16 protein-coding genes and 2 pseudogenes are annotated in these 17106 nt (G+C 38.8%); 4 read left to right on the top strand and 14 right to left on the bottom strand.

The features are described from left to right. Positions 1-28: 28 nt before the first annotated feature. A pseudogene (ygfZ, locus tag BN338_RS05505) lies at positions 29-901 on the top strand (CAF17-like 4Fe-4S cluster assembly/insertion protein YgfZ). Continuing rightward, on the top strand, positions 894-1511 hold the full coding sequence (locus BN338_RS05500) for a YfbR-like 5'-deoxynucleotidase (RefSeq protein ID WP_039759836.1): 618 nt from the start codon (positions 894-896) through the stop codon (positions 1509-1511). The pseudogene ygfZ and the gene BN338_RS05500 overlap by 8 nt, the downstream one beginning before the upstream one ends. A gap of 329 nt (positions 1512-1840) precedes the next feature. On the opposite strand, the gene BN338_RS11650 is transcribed toward BN338_RS05500, so the two are convergent. The 12 genes from BN338_RS11650 to rpoZ all read right to left on the bottom strand — a co-directional run bounded on the left by BN338_RS11650 (position 1841) and on the right by rpoZ (position 11511). After that, complete coding sequence (locus BN338_RS11650; RefSeq protein WP_156809260.1) at positions 1841-2008, bottom strand: hypothetical protein; 168 nt, start codon at positions 2006-2008, stop codon at positions 1841-1843. Between the two features lie 95 nt (positions 2009-2103). Further along, positions 2104-2919: a 3-methyl-2-oxobutanoate hydroxymethyltransferase gene (panB, locus tag BN338_RS05495; protein WP_039759834.1), complete on the bottom strand. Its 816-nt coding sequence runs from the start codon at positions 2917-2919 to the stop codon at positions 2104-2106. Then, a complete protein-coding gene (panC, locus tag BN338_RS05490; RefSeq protein ID WP_039759832.1) occupies positions 2916-3776 on the bottom strand; it encodes a pantoate--beta-alanine ligase in 861 nt (286 codons plus the stop codon). Before panC ends, panB begins: the two co-directional genes overlap by 4 nt. 28 nt (positions 3777-3804) lie before the next feature. Further along, positions 3805-4551: a DNA repair protein RecO gene (gene recO, locus BN338_RS05485; protein WP_039759830.1), complete on the bottom strand. Its 747-nt coding sequence runs from the start codon at positions 4549-4551 to the stop codon at positions 3805-3807. Positions 4552-4561: 10 nt separating this feature from the next. Continuing rightward, the gene (gene era, locus BN338_RS05480; protein WP_039760132.1) at positions 4562-5467 is read right to left on the bottom strand and encodes a GTPase Era; all 906 of its coding nucleotides are present in this window, start codon (positions 5465-5467) and stop codon (positions 4562-4564) included. Then, positions 5460-6167, bottom strand: a complete 708-nt coding sequence (gene rnc / locus BN338_RS05475; RefSeq protein WP_039759829.1) for a ribonuclease III — start codon at positions 6165-6167, stop codon at positions 5460-5462. The genes era and rnc overlap by 8 nt, the downstream gene beginning before the upstream one ends. After that, positions 6148-6960, bottom strand: coding sequence for a signal peptidase I (gene lepB / locus BN338_RS05470; RefSeq protein WP_039760130.1), 813 nt, complete (start codon positions 6958-6960; stop codon positions 6148-6150). Before lepB ends, rnc begins: the two co-directional genes overlap by 20 nt. Before the next feature lie 80 nt (positions 6961-7040). After that, positions 7041-7442 (bottom strand): holo-ACP synthase, encoded by a 402-nt coding sequence (acpS, locus tag BN338_RS05465; protein WP_039759826.1) that lies wholly within the window; start codon positions 7440-7442, stop codon positions 7041-7043. A gap of 21 nt (positions 7443-7463) precedes the next feature. Further along, positions 7464-8054, bottom strand: a complete 591-nt coding sequence (locus BN338_RS05460) for a DUF2062 domain-containing protein (RefSeq protein ID WP_039760128.1) — start codon at positions 8052-8054, stop codon at positions 7464-7466. A gap of 95 nt (positions 8055-8149) precedes the next feature. Next, on the bottom strand, positions 8150-8728 hold the full coding sequence (pyrE, locus tag BN338_RS05455) for an orotate phosphoribosyltransferase (protein ID WP_039760126.1): 579 nt from the start codon (positions 8726-8728) through the stop codon (positions 8150-8152). 16 nt (positions 8729-8744) lie between these two features. Next, the gene (locus tag BN338_RS05450; protein WP_039759824.1) at positions 8745-10967 is read right to left on the bottom strand and encodes a RelA/SpoT family protein; all 2223 of its coding nucleotides are present in this window, start codon (positions 10965-10967) and stop codon (positions 8745-8747) included. Positions 10968-11112: 145 nt separating this feature from the next. Next, positions 11113-11511 carry a DNA-directed RNA polymerase subunit omega gene (gene rpoZ / locus BN338_RS05445; protein ID WP_039759822.1) on the bottom strand — a complete coding sequence of 133 codons (399 nt, stop codon included), beginning with the start codon at positions 11509-11511 and terminating at the stop codon, positions 11113-11115. A 576-nt stretch (positions 11512-12087) separates the two neighbouring features. On the opposite strand from rpoZ, the gene BN338_RS05440 reads away from it, so the two are divergent. Then, entirely contained in the window at positions 12088-12756 is a 669-nt protein-coding gene (locus tag BN338_RS05440) for a uracil-DNA glycosylase (RefSeq protein WP_039759821.1), read from the top strand. Between the two features lie 21 nt (positions 12757-12777). On the opposite strand, the pseudogene smpB reads toward BN338_RS05440, so the two are convergent. Together smpB and dapA are read right to left on the bottom strand one after the other, a co-directional pair. Then, positions 12778-13253 (bottom strand): annotated as a pseudogene (smpB, locus tag BN338_RS05435) (SsrA-binding protein SmpB). Positions 13254-13271: 18 nt separating this feature from the next. Continuing rightward, on the bottom strand, positions 13272-14156 hold the full coding sequence (gene dapA, locus BN338_RS05430) for a 4-hydroxy-tetrahydrodipicolinate synthase (RefSeq protein ID WP_039759819.1): 885 nt from the start codon (positions 14154-14156) through the stop codon (positions 13272-13274). A 250-nt stretch (positions 14157-14406) separates the two neighbouring features. Here dapA and BN338_RS05425 point away from each other — a divergent pair, with 250 nt between their 5' ends. Next, complete coding sequence (locus BN338_RS05425) at positions 14407-16500, top strand: lytic transglycosylase domain-containing protein (protein WP_039759817.1); 2094 nt, start codon at positions 14407-14409, stop codon at positions 16498-16500. Positions 16501-17106: the final 606 nt, after the last annotated feature.

Genomic DNA, 17106 nt, shown 5'->3' with positions numbered 1-17106 from the left:
TGGAACTTTGAGCAGAAAGGCAAGAACCATGATTGAAAAACCAAACGCCATTTGCTTAAAAAACCGTGGAATTATTAAAATTACAGGCGAAGAAGCAACAGATTTTCTGTAATCCCTGATCACGACAGATGTAAAAAAAATCAGCCCACAAGAAATTTTCCCTGGAGCCCTCTTATCTCCACAAGGAAAGGTTCTTGCTGATTTTCTCATCGGTAAAAGAGAGGAGGGTTATTTTATTGATATTGTGATGTCTTTGGCTGATACACTCTACAAGCGTCTGTTACTCTATAAATTGCGTAAAAAAGTAGAAATTACACAACCATTACAAGAGCTTGTTACAATTTTTTGGCAGAATGAATCAGATACTTTAAATTTTGATTCAAATTTTGTTGATAAACGCTTCCCACAAAAAGAAAAAATAATACGAATCTACGGTAAAACTCCTCTTTTAACTTCAGAAGATTATGACACATGGAATCAATTACGCATTCGTTATGCAATTGCAGAAAGTGGTCAAGACTATGAAGTCGGCAAAGTCTTTCCTCATGATATTAATTACGATCAAATCAATGGACTTGCATTTAATAAAGGGTGTTATATTGGACAAGAAATTGTCTCACGAATGCACCACCGCCGTGCCGCACGGCGCCGTATTTTGATTGTAAAAGGCCAATGTGATCTCCCCCATCAATCAAGCCTTGAAGCAGGAACAAAAGTGCTTGGCCACTTGGCAACATGTGTTGCAAATGAGGCTCTCGCTTTAATGCGTATTGACCACGTCAAAGATGCTATGGATCATAACATTCCCTTTAGCGTAAAAAACATTCCTGTCACCATACATATTGCTGAAAATATGAATTTTACTTTTCCTGAAAATACTGTAGAAAATACGCATGGCTAAAGCTGAACACTTAAAAAGTGGAGAAGCACGCGCTTGGCAAAGAATGCTCTCTGGGCGCAGACTTGATCTTCTCAATCCTTCTCCTTTTGATATTGAAATTGAAGATATTGCCCATGGACTTGCTCGTGTAGCACGTTGGAATGGTCAAACACGAGGAGAACATGCCTATTCTGTTGCACAACATTCACTTTTAGTCGAACGAATATTTCAAAAACTTTTTCCACAGTCGCCCAGAAATGAATGTCTCTGTGCTCTTCTTCATGATGCGCCAGAATATGTCATCGGCGATATGATTTCACCCTTTAAAGCTATCATAGGAAAACAGTATGAACGCATTGAAAAATGCATCCAAGATGCAATCCACATGCGCTTTTCTCTTCCCGTTGACCTTTCTCAAAAACTTTTAAAAAAAATCAAACAAGCCGACCGTATTGCTGCATATCATGAAGCAATCACGCTTGCCGGATTTAGTACAGAAGAAGCCCTTCGCTATTTTGGCTCTCCCAATAATATTTTACCCGATGACCTCAACTTACACCCCTACTCTACCCAACAAATTGAAAACGCATTTTTAACGCGCTTTAATGACTTGGATGCCCAAAAATTTTAGAATCCTTCCATTATTGATTCCTTGTCATTACAGACTCATCACACTAATTTATAATCATAATTCATTGTTTTTCATGTTGAATAAGAGCCCTGAATACGTAGGATTTACTCATTTCAAACTTTCTTATATTGCATCAATCAAAATTATTTTCCTGCATATCATAAGCGGGAGGAGTGTGTGGGTAAAATTTGTATAAGAAAGGACTAAAAATGCCTTTTATGGACGACCTAAAATACCAGCGCTTGTCTTAACATTGGAAATTGGCAAAGTGTGTGATAATGCCCGTTTGCTTTTTTATGAAGCGTAAAGATTATCGTGCTTTATAAATTTTATACACTTCCTAGAGAATTCACCATCATACCATTCACAGGCATTGTCGCGAGAGTGAAATCAGGTGTCTCAATGTTTCTTTTTGAAAAAGCGCGCAAATTAGTTCCCCAATGGCGCTCTGTTTTGCGTAAGGAAACCGCCCCTGTACAGCCAATGAAAAAAATCATCGTTCAAATTACATACAAAAATATATGAAATCACACACTCTCATTATCAAAAGAGCAAATGTCTTTTTTTCAAAACTTTCATCTTAAATTGAAGTTCATTTTAGTTTATAAACTTCACTCTCCGCTGGAAAAGCACGAGATGTAACATCTTCTGCATAATGCTTGATTGCTGCTTCCATGGCTTGTTCAAGGTCTCCATAACGACGTACAAATTTTGGCACGTGGGAACCATAGCCTAACATATCTTCCATCACCAATACTTGTCCATCACATTGATTGGATGCGCCTATCCCGATCGTGGGGATAGAAAGCTTTTCTGTAAGTTTCACCGCTAAAGGCTCGACAATTGCTTCTAAAACAACAGCAAAAGCACCTGCCTCTTCAATCGCTGCTCCATCTTCTTCAATGCTTTGCCAATCACTCTCCTTGCGTCCTTGTGTTTTGAAACCACCAAAACGATTCATCGCTTGGGGTGTGAGACCAATATGCCCCATCACTGGAATGCCACGTTTACACAAAAAATCTATTGTTTCTGCTATATAAACACCACCTTCAAGCTTAACGGCACCACACCCTGTTTGAGCAAGAATACGAGATGCATTTAAAAAAGCTTGCTCTGGGCTTTCCTCATAAGAGCCAAAAGGCATATCAATAACGACAAGAGCTTTTTGAGACCCACGTACCACGGCTTTCCCGTGTACAATCATCATATCTAAATTCACAGGAAGCGTTGTCTCAAACCCATACACAACCATACCAAGACTATCACCAACCAAAAGGATATCGCAATAGGGATCAGCAATCCGTGCAGTATAAGCTTGATAAGCTGTTAAAGAAACAATCGGCTGTTGTCCCTTTCTTGAGCGTATTTCAGAAGATGTTATACGTTTGACCATTTTGTGTACACTCATTTTCCACTCTTCTCTTGCAAGATATATTGATCAATAAGCCTTACATCGCCAAAACGGACGGTAAGGAGTAAAACTGCTGGTTTATTCAATGTTCCTTTGACCACGCATAAAGTTTCCATATCCCGTAAATCTACTGCTTCAATGATTGCACGCGTTTCTCGTTGTAAAATATCACGAACAGTTTTGCATAATTTATCAACCGATCGTTCACCTTCATGGTAAAGCTTTTCAGCAGCTTTTCCACTTTCAGGAATAATTTTGGCAGCTTTACGATCTTCTAATGTTAAAAACTGATTGCGTGAAGAGTGCGCAACACCATCTGCTTCACGTAGAATAGGAACGCCAATAATCTTAACAGGAAAGGCTAAATCTTCGACCATACGCCGAATAATTACAATTTGTTGGAAATCCTTTTCTCCAAAAAAAGCCTTATCAGGCTGAACAATATTAAAAAGCTTAGCAACAACACTCGTTACACCACAAAAGTGCACTGGACGTAGTTTTCCCATCAAAATGCGTGATAATTTTTTCACTTGCACAATTGTATCGTTTCCCAGTGGCCACATTTCATCGACAGAAGGAGCAAAAACACATTCAACACCCGCTTTTTTTAACAAAGCACAATCACTCCTCAAATCTCTTGGATATTGAGCAAAATCTTCATGAGGTCCAAATTGCTTTGGATTGACAAAAATAGACACCAATACGCGATCACACATAGCTTTTGCACGCTGTACTAGTGCAAGATGCCCCTCATGGAGTGCTCCCATTGTTGGAACAAAACCAATCGAAAGGCCTAAACATCGTTCCTCTGAAGTGTATTGGCGAACTTCAGCAATTGTTTTTAAAATTTTCATTTTCCCATTTTATTCCATTATTATCAGATCAACACATGAATACCTGTATACAAAATCGACGCTCAAACAACTGTATTAAATTCATACGCACTGATGGCTGTTTTATATCTCGTGGTTCCCAGACATGACGCATAAGAAAAAAACCCGTTAAGTTAAAACCATTTATTATATCCCTAAAATCAGTAGGACGGGTCGCTCTTTGCACAAGAAACTGTGGGAGAATGAGAAGTTTTTTTTTCCAAGGTTCCCCTGCTTCTTCACAGACAGCCCGTCCAGATTTTGGCGATACGTAATAAAGCTTTTCCTGACGACCTGTTGCAGCACAACAAGATAAATCAAGACCAAACCCGAGTTCTTCAAGAAGCCGCATTTCAAAACGTACCAGCAATTCTGCATTGATAAATGGTTCATCAAAATTCTGCATAAAAAGGTATAAAATATCATATAAAACGGGGTGTGGATCACGCTCTGGAAGAAGCCGCAAATGAAAAGCAATCAATTGCAAAGCATACAGTGCTTCTGGTAGACAGATTAATCGTGCCGCATGTAAATCAAGTGCTTCAAGGCGAAAAAGTCCCAAATGTTCTTCTAAACGCGCACTCCATTCAGCTTCCACAAAATTTCCGGGCTGAAGAAGAGCTGCCATACGACGCGAACGTCCCCCTTTTACCACCCCCATATAACGACCACGTTCACGCGTCATAATCTCAAGAATAACACTTGTTTCACCATATTGGCGCCCCCCAAGAATAACAGCTTGTTCTTTCCACTTCATTTTATTTTAATTATTTTAAAAAATCTAATCCCATTTCGCGATAACGTTCTGGATCCGTATCCCAATTATTGCGCACTTTCACAAAGAGAAAAAGATGAACTTTTTGATCCATAATTTCCATAAGTTCCTTGCGTGCTGCTTGACCAATCGTTTTAATTGTATCGCCTTTTGCTCCTAAAACAATTTTCTTCTGACTCTCACGTTCTACATAAATAACTTGATTAATTTTAATGGAACCATCTGAACGCTCTTCAAAGCTTTCTGTTTCAACCGTTGAGGAATAAGGAAGTTCATCATGAAGACGAAGGAAAAGTTTTTCACGCGTAATTTCAGCAGCAAGATGACGCATAGGCATATCGGAAATTTGATCTTCCGGATAATACCATGGACCCTCCGGCATCATGTTACTCAAAGCATGCAGTAAAGCCTTGCAACCAGAACCGGTTAGAGCAGAAATCATAAATGTTTGCGCGAACTTTACACGTTCATTTATTTTAGTGGTTAACGTTAGAAGAGATGATTTAACAACTGTATCAACCTTATTTAGAACAAGAACTTTTTCTTGTTTCATATTGTTTACAATATCTAACATCATATCAACTTCATCCGAAAGACCACTTTGAGCATCAATTAAAACGAGAAGGACATCAGCGCTCTTAGCCCCTCCCCAAGCAGCAGAGACCATGGCACGTTCTAAACGCTTATGGGGACGAAAAACACCCGGGGTATCGATCAACACAATTTGCACATCATCATGAATGACAATACCGCGGATTAAAGTTCGTGTTGTTTGTACCTTATGCGTTACAATTGAAACCTTTGTTCCAACCAATTGATTAACCAATGTCGATTTACCGGCATTCGGCATTCCAATAAGCACAACAAACCCAGAACGCGTTTTCATAATGTCACTCATGATCATTTTTTCCCACCGTTTTCCATACTCCCTCTCGTCGCAAAATTTTTTCAGCGGCCATTCTTTCGGCATTTCTTTTAGAACTTCCCTGCCCAATCTCCGGAGCAAAACCTGAAATGCTGACCTCTACCATAAAAACAGGATCGTGATCTGGACCTGAACGTTTGATAACCTGATAATGGGGTTGTGCATTGCCTTGGATATGCGCCCATTCTTGTAGCTCTGTCTTGGCATCACGTCGCCCCGCATCCATTTTCTTTGCCCGACTTTGCCAATATTTTTGAATAAAAGGACGAACGCTTTTCAATCCTCCATCAAGATACATCACAGCAATCAAAGCTTCCACGACATCTGCATGCATATTGATGAGTCGACGTCCTTCAAAATCTCTTATCTCAAAACCAACTTGGATCATTTCAGGCAGCCTCATTTCTCGTGCAATATCAGCACATGTCTGCGCATTAACCAGATGATTCAAACGGACTGATAATTCACCTTCACTTGCCTGAGGAAAAAGTTGATACAGCATTTCTGCAATCAAAAGCCCTAAAACTCGATCACCTAGAAACTCTAGTCGTTCATAATTCCCCTGTTCCGAATCTTGTACACTCGCGTGTGTTAATGCTCTTTTTAATTTCTCTTCATCTTTAAAACGATGCCCCGTCAGCTTGAAAAGCTGTTCAATCATGAGACGTTTCATCGTTGTTTCCTTGCTTGATAAGCGGCAAATCATGAACCGTATTTATGAAAGAAAACAAACGTTTCCAACGCACATCAAATGGCCAGCGCCAAAGCTGCCAAGCACTTGAACCGTTACTGATAGAAAAGAAAATTACGCTCGCGCGACCAATAAGATTTTCTTCTGGAACATAACCTACATCCAAACGACTATCATCTGAATTGTCGCGGTTATCACCCATCATAAAATAATGTCCCTGAGGGACTTCAAAAACTTTTGTATCATCAACTTTTGGGATGAAAGCTAAATCAAGCGTATCGTAGCTAACACCATTAGGCAGTGTCTCGCGATAAACCTCAACAGGATAGTTCACTTCCGTTATATCAGAATTATCAATCTCCCCCATAAAGTGACGCGAAACAGCCTCATCATTAATATAAAGAACACTTTGACGAACTTGTATACGATCACCTGGTAGCCCAACAACGCGTTTTATATAATCGATCTTCGGATTACTTGGTAAACGAAAAACGACCACATCTCCCCGTTGAGGTTGAGATACCCAAATACGTCCAGAAAAAAGGGGAGGAGAAAAGGGGATAGAAAAACGAGAATACCCATATGCATACTTAGAAACAAAGAGATAATCCCCCACTAATAAAGTAGGACGCATCGAACCGGAAGGAATACTAAAAGGCTGGAAAAAAAGTGTCCGAATAAACGCTGCTAAAAGCAAAGCCTGTATTAAAACAGAAATTAATTCAAGAATCCCACCTTTTTTTCCTTTTTTATGCACTTCATCTTTTTGGACCATCATCAACTACCTTCTCATCACAAATATAACTTTTTTCCATCATAATATTCAAATAATAAAAGTACAATCTCTCACGCCATCTATCCACGTGGAAGTGCTTCAATAATAACAAATGCCTGCGCCCAAGGAAAATCATCTGTTATGCTAAGATGAATAATCGCATCATGATGAGGAGGTAATAACTTCTGAAGTTGTACTTGCGCACGATTTGTTAATTGCATGATTGGTTTACCAGATGGTAAATTAACTACCCCTATGTCTTTCCAATTGATACCACTCGCGATTCCCGTCCCCAAGGCTTTAGCACATGCTTCTTTAGCAGCAAATCTTTTCGCATAAGAAGAAGATTTTTTTTTGAGATTTTCGGATCTATTCCTTTCAATATCCGTAAAAATACGTTGGATAAAACGCTCGCCATAACGAACCAACATTCTCTCAATCCGTCGTATATCAACCAAATCATTTCCAAGGCCAACAATCATAAGATATTACCCCGATCTTTCTTACGATGAACGCTTCTTTAAACGCCTTTTTTTTATAATCTTTTGACATCGCTTTTGTTTAAAACGAACCGTTGCTCTGTAAACACCTATATAAGATAAACCACCCAAAACAACACCTAAAAGAGTTCCACCTAAAATCATAGGACTCATAATTGTGTTCCATGCACCTTTAAAAAGGAGAGAGAGATTTGACACTGTCAAACCATTAAACAGAGTACGAATTTGAGAAAGAGAAATCTCATTGACATCACTAAAAAGCGATAAACAAAAATACCCTACTTTATAATCAGCCATGACAATCAATAAAAACGTGAGTGGATTAGAAAAAACCGTCCCAATAATTGCAGCCGCAAAGTTTGCACGCAAAATCCAAGAAAAAAATATTGCCAAGATAATATGCACCCCGAATAAAGGGGAACAGGCTAAAAAAATGCCAATAGCAAACCCTAATGCAACTTCATGCGGTGTTGCTGATATACGCAAAATACGCTTATAGATGTAAGAAAATGAGCGAGAAAATGAACGACGTGGCCATAACCAAAGTCGAATACGCGTTACAAAATCTATTGGTTCTCGACGACGAAAAAGCATATGACTCTCAATATACATCTCTTGATGATGAAATAATCTATATCTTCCAAATTAATCTTTTAAAGTTTTTGCATAAAAAAAATATAGAAAGACAATTAAATATTTCGACTACCTGGTTTAATCGCTGGAAGAACAGAAAGATCTGCAGGAAGTGCATCACTCGCATAAGAGGCTATCTCGTATTCAGCCAACGCAATCAATGGAACACCAACATCAACCTTACCACCGGAACGATCAAGGATACAGGCACTTGCCAATACAGCTGCTCCCGCTGCCGCCAATGCCTCAACGGTCTCACGAATGGAAAGACCCGTTGTTACAATATCTTCGACAATAACAACCCGTGCACCCTTCTTAATTTCAAAACGACGCAATTCAAAGACACCATTGACACGCTCTACCCAAAGAGAAGGAACACCGAGGTGACGTGAAGTCTCATAGGAAGGGATAAGACCGCCAATTGCGGGACCAACGACATAATCAATTTGTTCCTTGATAGATTCTTTTATTTTTTCAGCCAATCCACGACAGAGCTTTTCCGTCAAGTCAGCATGCATAAATACTTTTGCTTTTTGCATATAAGTTGCACTATGGCGCCCTGACGTTAAAATAAAATGCCCTTCTAAGATAGCATCTGCTTGTTTAAAAATATCAATGACATCTTGTGTATTCATTGCAAAATCTTTCCTGTTATCCATGAACCCGCCGTACTGTACTGACTGAACCTGCCTTTTTTAACTGAGAAAAAATACGATTCAAATGTTTTAAGTCCCAAACTTCTAAATCAATCATCATTTCTGTAAAATCTGGTGCTGTACGGATAAAAGATAAATTGTGAATATTGGCATCGTTAGCAGAAATTATTTGCGTAATTTCAGCCAAAGAACCAGGACTATTTACAGCCAAAATATTCATCCGTGCAGGAAAACGTTCATTCATTTGGGCATCAATATCCCAGCGGACATCGATCCATCTTTCTGGCTGATCATCATACGCCATCAAAGCCGAAGACTGTATTGGATAAATAATGATCCCCGCACCTGGTTGCATAATACCAACAATCCGATCTCCAGGCACAGCTCCTTCTGGTGAAAAACGTACAGGGATATCTCCACGGGTTCCTCGAATAGGTAATGCTTTAGATTGATGACTCTTGACCATTGCATCCTTTTCATTTTCTGGAACCTTGAAAATCATACCTTGAGCATTTTCAATATTGAACCACCCTTCTTCCCCAGGCTTAAAAGATGACTTTTGTACCACACGCTCTTGATAATCAGGATAAACCGCTTTAATCACATCAGCGGAAAACAGCTCTCCACGCCCTACAGCAGCCAATACATCCTCTACATCTTTACGTGCTAAACGTGGTAAAACTTTCTTCAAAACATCTTTTGAAAATTGTTTTCCCATATATTCAAACGAACGTTCAAGAATACGATACCCTAAACCCGAATATTGCTTACGTACCGCTGCTCGGCTTGCACGTCGAATAGCTGAACGTGCTTTACCCGTCACAACAAGAAACTCCCACGCCGCTGGTGGAATTTGAGCATGTGAACGGATAATATCAACTTCGTCACCATTTTTTAATTTCGTCATTAAAGGCATAATACGACCATTGATTTTTACGCCCACACAAGAATCGCCAATGTCTGTATGGACGGCATAAGCAAAATCAATAGGTGTAGCGCCTTTAGGAAAAGCAATTAATCGACCTTTTGGCGTAAAACAAAAAACTTGGTCTTGAAAAAGCTCAAGTTTTGTATGTTCTAAAAACTCTTCCGGATTATCTCCATCAGATAAAGATTGTATCGTTTGACGCAACCATGCATAGGCATTCGTTTCACTTGATAACTTCGAAGTCGAATAATTGGAACCCTGCTCTTTATATATGGAATGGGCAGCAACGCCATATTCAGCAACTTCATTCATGGCAGCCGTTCTAATTTGTAATTCAACGCGTTGTCTCGAAGGCCCCACAATGGTTGTATGAATAGAACGATAATCATTTTGCTTTGGGATAGAAATATAATCTTTAAAACGGCCAGGAACCACCGGCCATGTCGTATGGATGACGCCAAGAGCACGATAACAATCATTCACGGAATCAACAATCACACGAAATCCAAAAATATCCGATAACTGCTCAAAAGATAATGCTTTACTTTCCATTTTGCGAAAAACTGAATAAGATTTTTTCTGACGACTTTTAACATCTGCTTTAATGCCATTTTCCAAAAAAAGTTTTGTCAATTCATTTTCAATTGTGGAAAGCAAATCACGGTTGTGCTTCAATAATTCAGAAAGTCGATTGGTAATTGTACGATAACCTTCTGGATTTAAATAAAAGAAAGAGAGATCCTCTAATTCCTCGCGCATATCCTGCATACCCATGCGACCCGCAAGTGGTGCGTAAATATCCATTGTCTCCTCAGCAATTCGTCGACGTTTATCGTCACGCATAACACCAAGGGTCCGCATATTATGAAGGCGGTCTGCAAGTTTGACTAAAAGAACACGAACATCATCAGAAATGGCAATAAGGAGTTTACGAAGATTTTCTGCCTGTACAGCTTTCTTTGATACAAGATCAAGCTTATTAAGCTTTGTAAGCCCTTCAACTAACTTTCCAATTTCAGAACCAAAAAGCTGATCAATTTCTGCTCGTGTAGCACTTGTATCTTCAATCGTATCATGCAAAAGAGCAACGGCAATCGTTGCCTCATCCAACCGCATATCTGTTAAAATAGCAGCAACTTCTAAAGGATGAGAAAAATAAACATCACCTGACGCACGCTTTTGATGTTCATGCTTTTTCATTGCGTAATTATAAGCTCTGTTTAAAAGAGCCTCATCTACGTCAGATTTGTACCGCTGAACACGCCCAACAAGCTCACACTGACGCATCATACGAGCATATCCTTTATTTTTTCATACCTCTAATCCTTATTGAACACATCTTATCAATAAAAAACAAGAAAAATAACTGCTCCTTACATAACAAGGTATCTTTAACTCCTGTAATATCGACCGATGCAATTAATAATCTAATAATTTAATAATCGTCACTTTTTTCTGGAACAACCAAACCTTCAATACCCGCTAAAAGCTCTTCTTCTGACATATGATCAAATGAAGTCCCTTCTTCTTGCGATGAAGTATTAAAAATACTTTCAGCTTCACTTGAATGGGTGATAAATTCACTTGCCATCTCTGGCTCATCTACTTCCACATGTTTTTGCAGCGAATGAATAAGATCTTCTTTTAAATCAGCAGACGACAATGTTTCTTCTGCTATTTCACGCAAAGCAACAACCGGATTTTTATCATTATCCCGATCAATTGTAATCTGCGCTCCTTGTGAAATCTGACGCGCCCGATGACCTGCTAAAAGTACCAATTCAAAGCGGTTATCAACTTTATCAATACAATCTTCTACCGTTACGCGGGCCATTTATGCCTCTTTCTCAAATAAAAAAATTTAATATCGGATAAAAAAGGAGTATATACAATAATCAAAATAAAACACAAGAAAAACAACACAAGCTTTCATATTTTTTGCTTAAAGAACTTATTTGAGAAAATTCTAGAAAAATTGATAAAAAAATGTATATCTTATTTGTGCTCTTTATCAAAGCTGCCCTTAAAAGAATTTCAATAGGTTGGATTGAAGCAAAAGAAGGTGTCTCTCGACAAAATATCTCTTCAGAGTCTTTATCCTTTTAAAAGGAATACGAGTTTTAAAAAAACTTTCCAATAACAACAGCCTTATGCACAGTTTTTATGATAATATATTTATGAAAGACAGAATTTTTCTTTGAATATCATTCTGTATTGTACTCTTATTCATTGAATAAATGACTGAAAGATTGCCTTTCGTTACATCATAATCAGCGATAAGTTTATATTAAACTTTCTTCTAAAACAGTTTATTGATATTCTAGGTTGTTTATCAAAACATAACCCGTCATATACGCTATATACGCTATAAAAGACTCAAAAGAATAAAAAAGTATTGATACCTAACGCCATGAATAGTCCATTAACATCGCTTTGCCCAGAGCCACCCCAAAATTGCAATTTATGTCCTAGGCTCCATCAATTTATCGCCGACTGGCGTATGAAAGAACCACGTTGGCATAATGCACCAGTACGCCCTTTCTTTCCCTATAAAGGTGCAGACACAACGCGCCTTCTCATTGTCGGTCTTGCTCCTGGATTACGTGGCGCCAACCGAACTGGACGCCCATTCACGGGTGATTATGCTGGGCATTTACTTTATTCCACTTTGAAAAAATTCGGTTTTGCCCAAGGGAACTTTGAAGAAAGAGCAGATGATAATCTTGAACTGATTGATGTTGCAATCGTTAACTCTGTTCGTTGTGTTCCACCAGAAAATAAACCCACCGGTGCAGAAATTAACACGTGCCGCTCTTTCTTTTCGCCTCTTTTAACAAATCTTCCCAAACTTAAAGCCGTTATTACCTTAGGCACCATTGCACACCACTCAACCATACGCGCTCTTAATGAAAAAGTTTTAGCTCACCCTTTTGAACATGGTAAAATCAATAACATCGGCAGATTACGGATCTTTTCAAGCTATCACTGTTCTCGTTATAATACGAATACTGGCCGCTTGACAGACGCTATGTTTCACCAAATTTTTCAAGCAGCAAAAACATACTTAGATCAATGCTAAATAAAGGATACCCAAATCGGATCATCCATATCTTTTTAAAAGTCTTGCTTTTTCACGTCCCCAATCACGTTTTTTTCCGTTTCGCGCTTATCATGAAGTTTTTTTCCACGTGCTAGAGCAATCTCCAACTTAACGCGCCCACGTTCATTAAAATAAAGTTTGAGAGGAACGAGTGTCATTCCTTCGCGGGATGTTGCATTAAAAAAGCGTGCCATCTCACGTTTTGAAAGTAATAACTTACGCAAACGTCGCGGCTCATGATTAAAACGATTAGCCTGCGTATATTCAGGAATATAGCTGTTTACTAACCATAATTCCCCATTTTCAAAACTAGCATAGCTTTCAGCAATATTAGCATGATTAGAACGTAAAGACTTCACTTCCGCTCCTTGAAGAACAAGACCCGCCTCAAGATTATTAAGAATTTCAAAATTAAAACGTGCTTTACGATTGTCAGCAATTATTTTCCGTACAGGCGCGTTCTTTTTTTTATTCATGGCTTTGTCGATATCATTTTATGCTTTTAAAAGACCAGCATGACTAAGGGCTACATCAATAATCTTCTTTGTGCTCTCTGTTAATGGAACAATCGGAGAACGCACAGTCTCAGCACAAAATCCCAATTTTGCAGCAGCATATTTAATCCCTGCTGGGCTAGGTTCAATAAACACAGCACGATTGAGAGGCATGAGGCGATCATTTAATTCCCGTGCTGTTTTATAATCACCACGAGAACAAGCGGCTTGAAGCTCTGCACAAAGTTTTGGAGCAACATTGGAGGAAACTGAAATACACCCCATACCTCCATGTGCATTAAAACCTAATGCTGTACAATCATCACCGGAAAGCTGCACAAAATCTTTGCCGCATTTTTCACCTTGTTCACTCACGCGCTCAATTTTGCTCGTTGCATCCTTAACACCAATGATATTGTTAAAATCTTGATAAAGATCTCTCATCGTTTCCACAGCCATATCGATAATAGAACGCCCCGGAATATTATAAATTATAATCGGAATAGAAACAGCTTTGGCAATGGAAGAAAAATGCTTGTATAAACCAGACTGATTTGGTCTATTATAATAGGGAGTGACAACCAAAATTGCATCTGCACCAGCCTTTTCTGCATGCTGCGCAAGCTCTATAGCCTCACTTGTGCTATTTGATCCCGCTCCAGCAACAACAGGAACACGCTTTGCAACCTGCTCAACACACAATTCTATAATTTTCTTATGCTCTTCATGACTTAAAGTTGCCGATTCACCTGTTGTCCCAACAGGGCTTACACCGTTAATCCCTTGTGTGATCTGCCATTCAACAAAATCACAAAATGCTTTCTCATCAATTTCACCCTTATGATCAAACGGTGTGATAAGCGCAGTTATAGCTCCCTTGAGCATGATAAACTCCCTATAATGTTCGCTTTTATTTTGTTAATAATCGCCTTTATAAATTTTAAATAGAGCATAATCTTGCTCTATCATTGAAGCAAGATGAATTTCAAAAAAAGCCTCTACAAGATGAAGATGTCCCTCCTTAAATTTTGAACATTTCTTTAAAATAAGCTGTCTGTATTAACGCGTTTTTCACGCTTGTGTTCTATAAACCCTTAAGTTTTTACAAAAAGCAAGGTCTCAAGGTCTTTTCTCTATGCGTGTATTTTCCACCTCTCTTTTCGTATCAAGCTTTACTGCACTTATACTGGCAATAAGAATTTTATTTTCAAGTGCACATGCACAAACACCTCTTTTACATGGGAAAGCCCCAATCCCTTCGACACGTCCTCCCCCCCTTACTGTCAAACAAGAAGCTCAAGAACCTCTTCAACAGAGAGCCACAACATCGTACAATACTGCGGCACTCAAACAACTAAAAGCCGGATTAGATGCCCTTGCAAACAACAATATTGCAAAAACAATAAACTTGCGTAATTCAATGGAAAAACATAGCCTTGATCGTCATATTTTGACATGGGCACTAGGGCTATCAAATCAAGATAATATACCAAGCTCTGAAATATTTAATGCAATTAACATGCTAAAAGGATGGCCTGGTATAGAAACGATGCAACGCAATGCTGAACGTGCTTTTCTTAACGAAACCAATGTCACACGCGCTATTATCCAAAAATTTTCTCATCACCCCCCTCTCACGGCACAAGGCATGGCTCTTTTCGCTAAAGCACTTATTGCAACGGGACAAATCACCCGTGCTCAACACATGATTGCACCATGGTGGCATAAAACACAGCTGAATGCACAAGAAGAAGTGTTCGTTCTTAAAAATGCAAGCGCTGCCTTAAAATCTATTGATCATTTAAAACGCATGCAGTTTATGCTGTATGCACATCGTTTTGATTCAGCGGCACGCGTTGCAAAATTAGCCCGTGCTCAATTTCTTTTTGATGCTTTTGTAGCCGTTGAAAAAAATGATCCTAGAGCGACACAAAAATTACAAGCTATAGAGAGAGTATGGAAAAAAGATCCTCTTTTCCAGTTTGCTCGAATGCGCCATCTTCGGAAAACAGAGCAATACGATGCAGCCGCAATGCTCATGATGAAAACATCAAAAGATGCATTCCATCTTATGAACCCTCATTCATTGTGGAAAGAGCAACGCGCCCTTTCTCGCGAAATGCTTGATTTAAACAAACCCAAAATGGCTTATCACCTCGTTGCAATGCACACTGATATGCCATCTGCATTAGCCGTCGATGCTGAATTTCATGCTGGATGGTACGCACTACGGTTTCTTCATAACCCTAAATTGGCAATGCAGCATTTTTCACGCATTCCTCAACTCTCCTCTTCACCTTTTTCTGCATCACGTGGATATTACTGGATGGGGCGAACAGCAGAAACACTAGGAGAAAACAAAAATGCCCAGCATTACTTTTATCGTGCGGCTCACTTTGGTGCAACTTATTATGGTCAATTAGCCGCTGCGCGACTCAACCAAAAAAAGCTTAACATTTCCTTCCCTAAACCAACGCCCGCTGAGCGACAACATTTTAGTGCACGAAAAGCGATCAAAGCAATTCAACGTCTTGAAGAAGCTGGATATGCTGATTTTGCTAAAGTTTTTTATAGAGAACTCGGAAAAAAAATAGAACACCCAGGTGAATTAGCTCTTCTGGCTGTTATGGCAGAAAAAAATGGTGACTATTATACCAGCCTCAAAATCGGAAAAATGGCTGCTTTTCAGGGAAAAAATGTCGGGGCACTCTCTCATCCTCTGGGCGCTATACCAGCTTCTGCTCATATTTCTGTAGAAGAAAAATCGCTTATCTACGCCATTGCACGCCAAGAAAGCGAATTTAATCCAACAGCCATATCAAAAGCAGGTGCACAAGGAATACTCCAATTGCTTCCTACAACAGCAAAAGCATTAGCAAAAAAATACTCAATCGCATGGTCCCATAAAAAATTCAGCAGTGATGCTCGTTATAATGTAACACTAGGGACCCATTTTCTCAATGAACAATTAGAACGTTTTCATGGATCCTATATCCTAACTCTTATTGGTTATAATGCAGGTCCCCGTCGAGTCAATGAATGGATCAAACGTTATGGCGATCCTCGAGGACAATCTCTCGATAACGTCATCGATTGGATTGAACGTATCCCTTATACAGAAACACGGAATTACGTGATGCGTGTCATGGAGAATTACGGTGTTTACAAAGCAAGACTCACTGGGAAAATAGATATACAAACCGACCTAATTTCTGGTCGACAGAAATAATATGCCTTAATCTTCCCAAATAGCATTGCTTTCTTAAGGGGAATTTTTATTCTTTCCTAAAGAGGATCTACATACAGCCGCACTTTTGATACGCAAGTAAGCGATTTTAATTGATTCAGTATCAATAGAATTGAAATGGGAAAATTCTACGCTATTCGGGCCTCTTATTCCAAATATAAAATAATGACTTATCACTATAAATCACCATATTGCATAAATATTTCATTTCTTCTCACAACATAAACGATAACATCATAGAGGTTATTAATGTAAAAAAGTGAAATGAATAGTGCATCCTTTTACTGTGCCTATTAATCAACATTCAAATTTTATATAATGGTGCGTTTTGAGTCTTTTTCTGTTTATAATATTTCTATACCCAATAAGGGCATGTTATTATGTATATCTGTTTGAATCATCTCTAAAGCAAAAAGACAAACACTCGTTGAGTGAGAAAGCCTTAAAGATAAAAATATCCCCCTTCCCTTGTCACTCAGCTTTACAACTTTCAAACAATATTAATATCATTTTAAAAATGAAGATGAGGATTTGTCTTTTATTTCTTTCATTTATATATAAACTCACATCCTTTATACAAAAAAGAAT

It is taken from the genome of Bartonella queenslandensis AUST/NH15, from assembly GCF_000312585.1.
Lineage (GTDB): Bacteria > Pseudomonadota > Alphaproteobacteria > Rhizobiales > Rhizobiaceae > Bartonella > Bartonella queenslandensis_A.
Note: the sequence above shows the minus strand (reverse complement) of the source record. Positions and strands in the feature narration are given on the sequence as shown.

What these genes read in the sequence shown, in the direction of transcription:
- BN338_RS05500 (WP_039759836.1), top strand. Translation starts at nt 894, where the DNA reads ATGGCTAAAGCTGAACACTTAAAAAGTGGAGAAGCACGCGCTTGGCAA.
- BN338_RS11650 (WP_156809260.1), bottom strand. Translation starts at nt 2,008, where the DNA reads ATGATTTTTTTCATTGGCTGTACAGGGGCGGTTTCCTTACGCAAAACA.
- panB (WP_039759834.1), bottom strand. Translation starts at nt 2,919, where the DNA reads ATGAGTGTACACAAAATGGTCAAACGTATAACATCTTCTGAAATACGC.
- panC (WP_039759832.1), bottom strand. Translation starts at nt 3,776, where the DNA reads ATGAAAATTTTAAAAACAATTGCTGAAGTTCGCCAATACACTTCAGAG.
- recO (WP_039759830.1), bottom strand. Translation starts at nt 4,551, where the DNA reads ATGAAGTGGAAAGAACAAGCTGTTATTCTTGGGGGGCGCCAATATGGT.
- era (WP_039760132.1), bottom strand. Translation starts at nt 5,467, where the DNA reads ATGAGTGACATTATGAAAACGCGTTCTGGGTTTGTTGTGCTTATTGGA.
- rnc (WP_039759829.1), bottom strand. Translation starts at nt 6,167, where the DNA reads ATGAAACGTCTCATGATTGAACAGCTTTTCAAGCTGACGGGGCATCGT.
- lepB (WP_039760130.1), bottom strand. Translation starts at nt 6,960, where the DNA reads ATGGTCCAAAAAGATGAAGTGCATAAAAAAGGAAAAAAAGGTGGGATT.
- acpS (WP_039759826.1), bottom strand. Translation starts at nt 7,442, where the DNA reads ATGATTGTTGGCCTTGGAAATGATTTGGTTGATATACGACGGATTGAG.
- BN338_RS05460 (WP_039760128.1), bottom strand. Translation starts at nt 8,054, where the DNA reads ATGCTTTTTCGTCGTCGAGAACCAATAGATTTTGTAACGCGTATTCGA.
- pyrE (WP_039760126.1), bottom strand. Translation starts at nt 8,728, where the DNA reads ATGAATACACAAGATGTCATTGATATTTTTAAACAAGCAGATGCTATC.
- BN338_RS05450 (WP_039759824.1), bottom strand. Translation starts at nt 10,967, where the DNA reads ATGATGCGTCAGTGTGAGCTTGTTGGGCGTGTTCAGCGGTACAAATCT.
- rpoZ (WP_039759822.1), bottom strand. Translation starts at nt 11,511, where the DNA reads ATGGCCCGCGTAACGGTAGAAGATTGTATTGATAAAGTTGATAACCGC.
- BN338_RS05440 (WP_039759821.1), top strand. Translation starts at nt 12,088, where the DNA reads ATGAATAGTCCATTAACATCGCTTTGCCCAGAGCCACCCCAAAATTGC.
- dapA (WP_039759819.1), bottom strand. Translation starts at nt 14,156, where the DNA reads ATGCTCAAGGGAGCTATAACTGCGCTTATCACACCGTTTGATCATAAG.
- BN338_RS05425 (WP_039759817.1), top strand. Translation starts at nt 14,407, where the DNA reads ATGCGTGTATTTTCCACCTCTCTTTTCGTATCAAGCTTTACTGCACTT.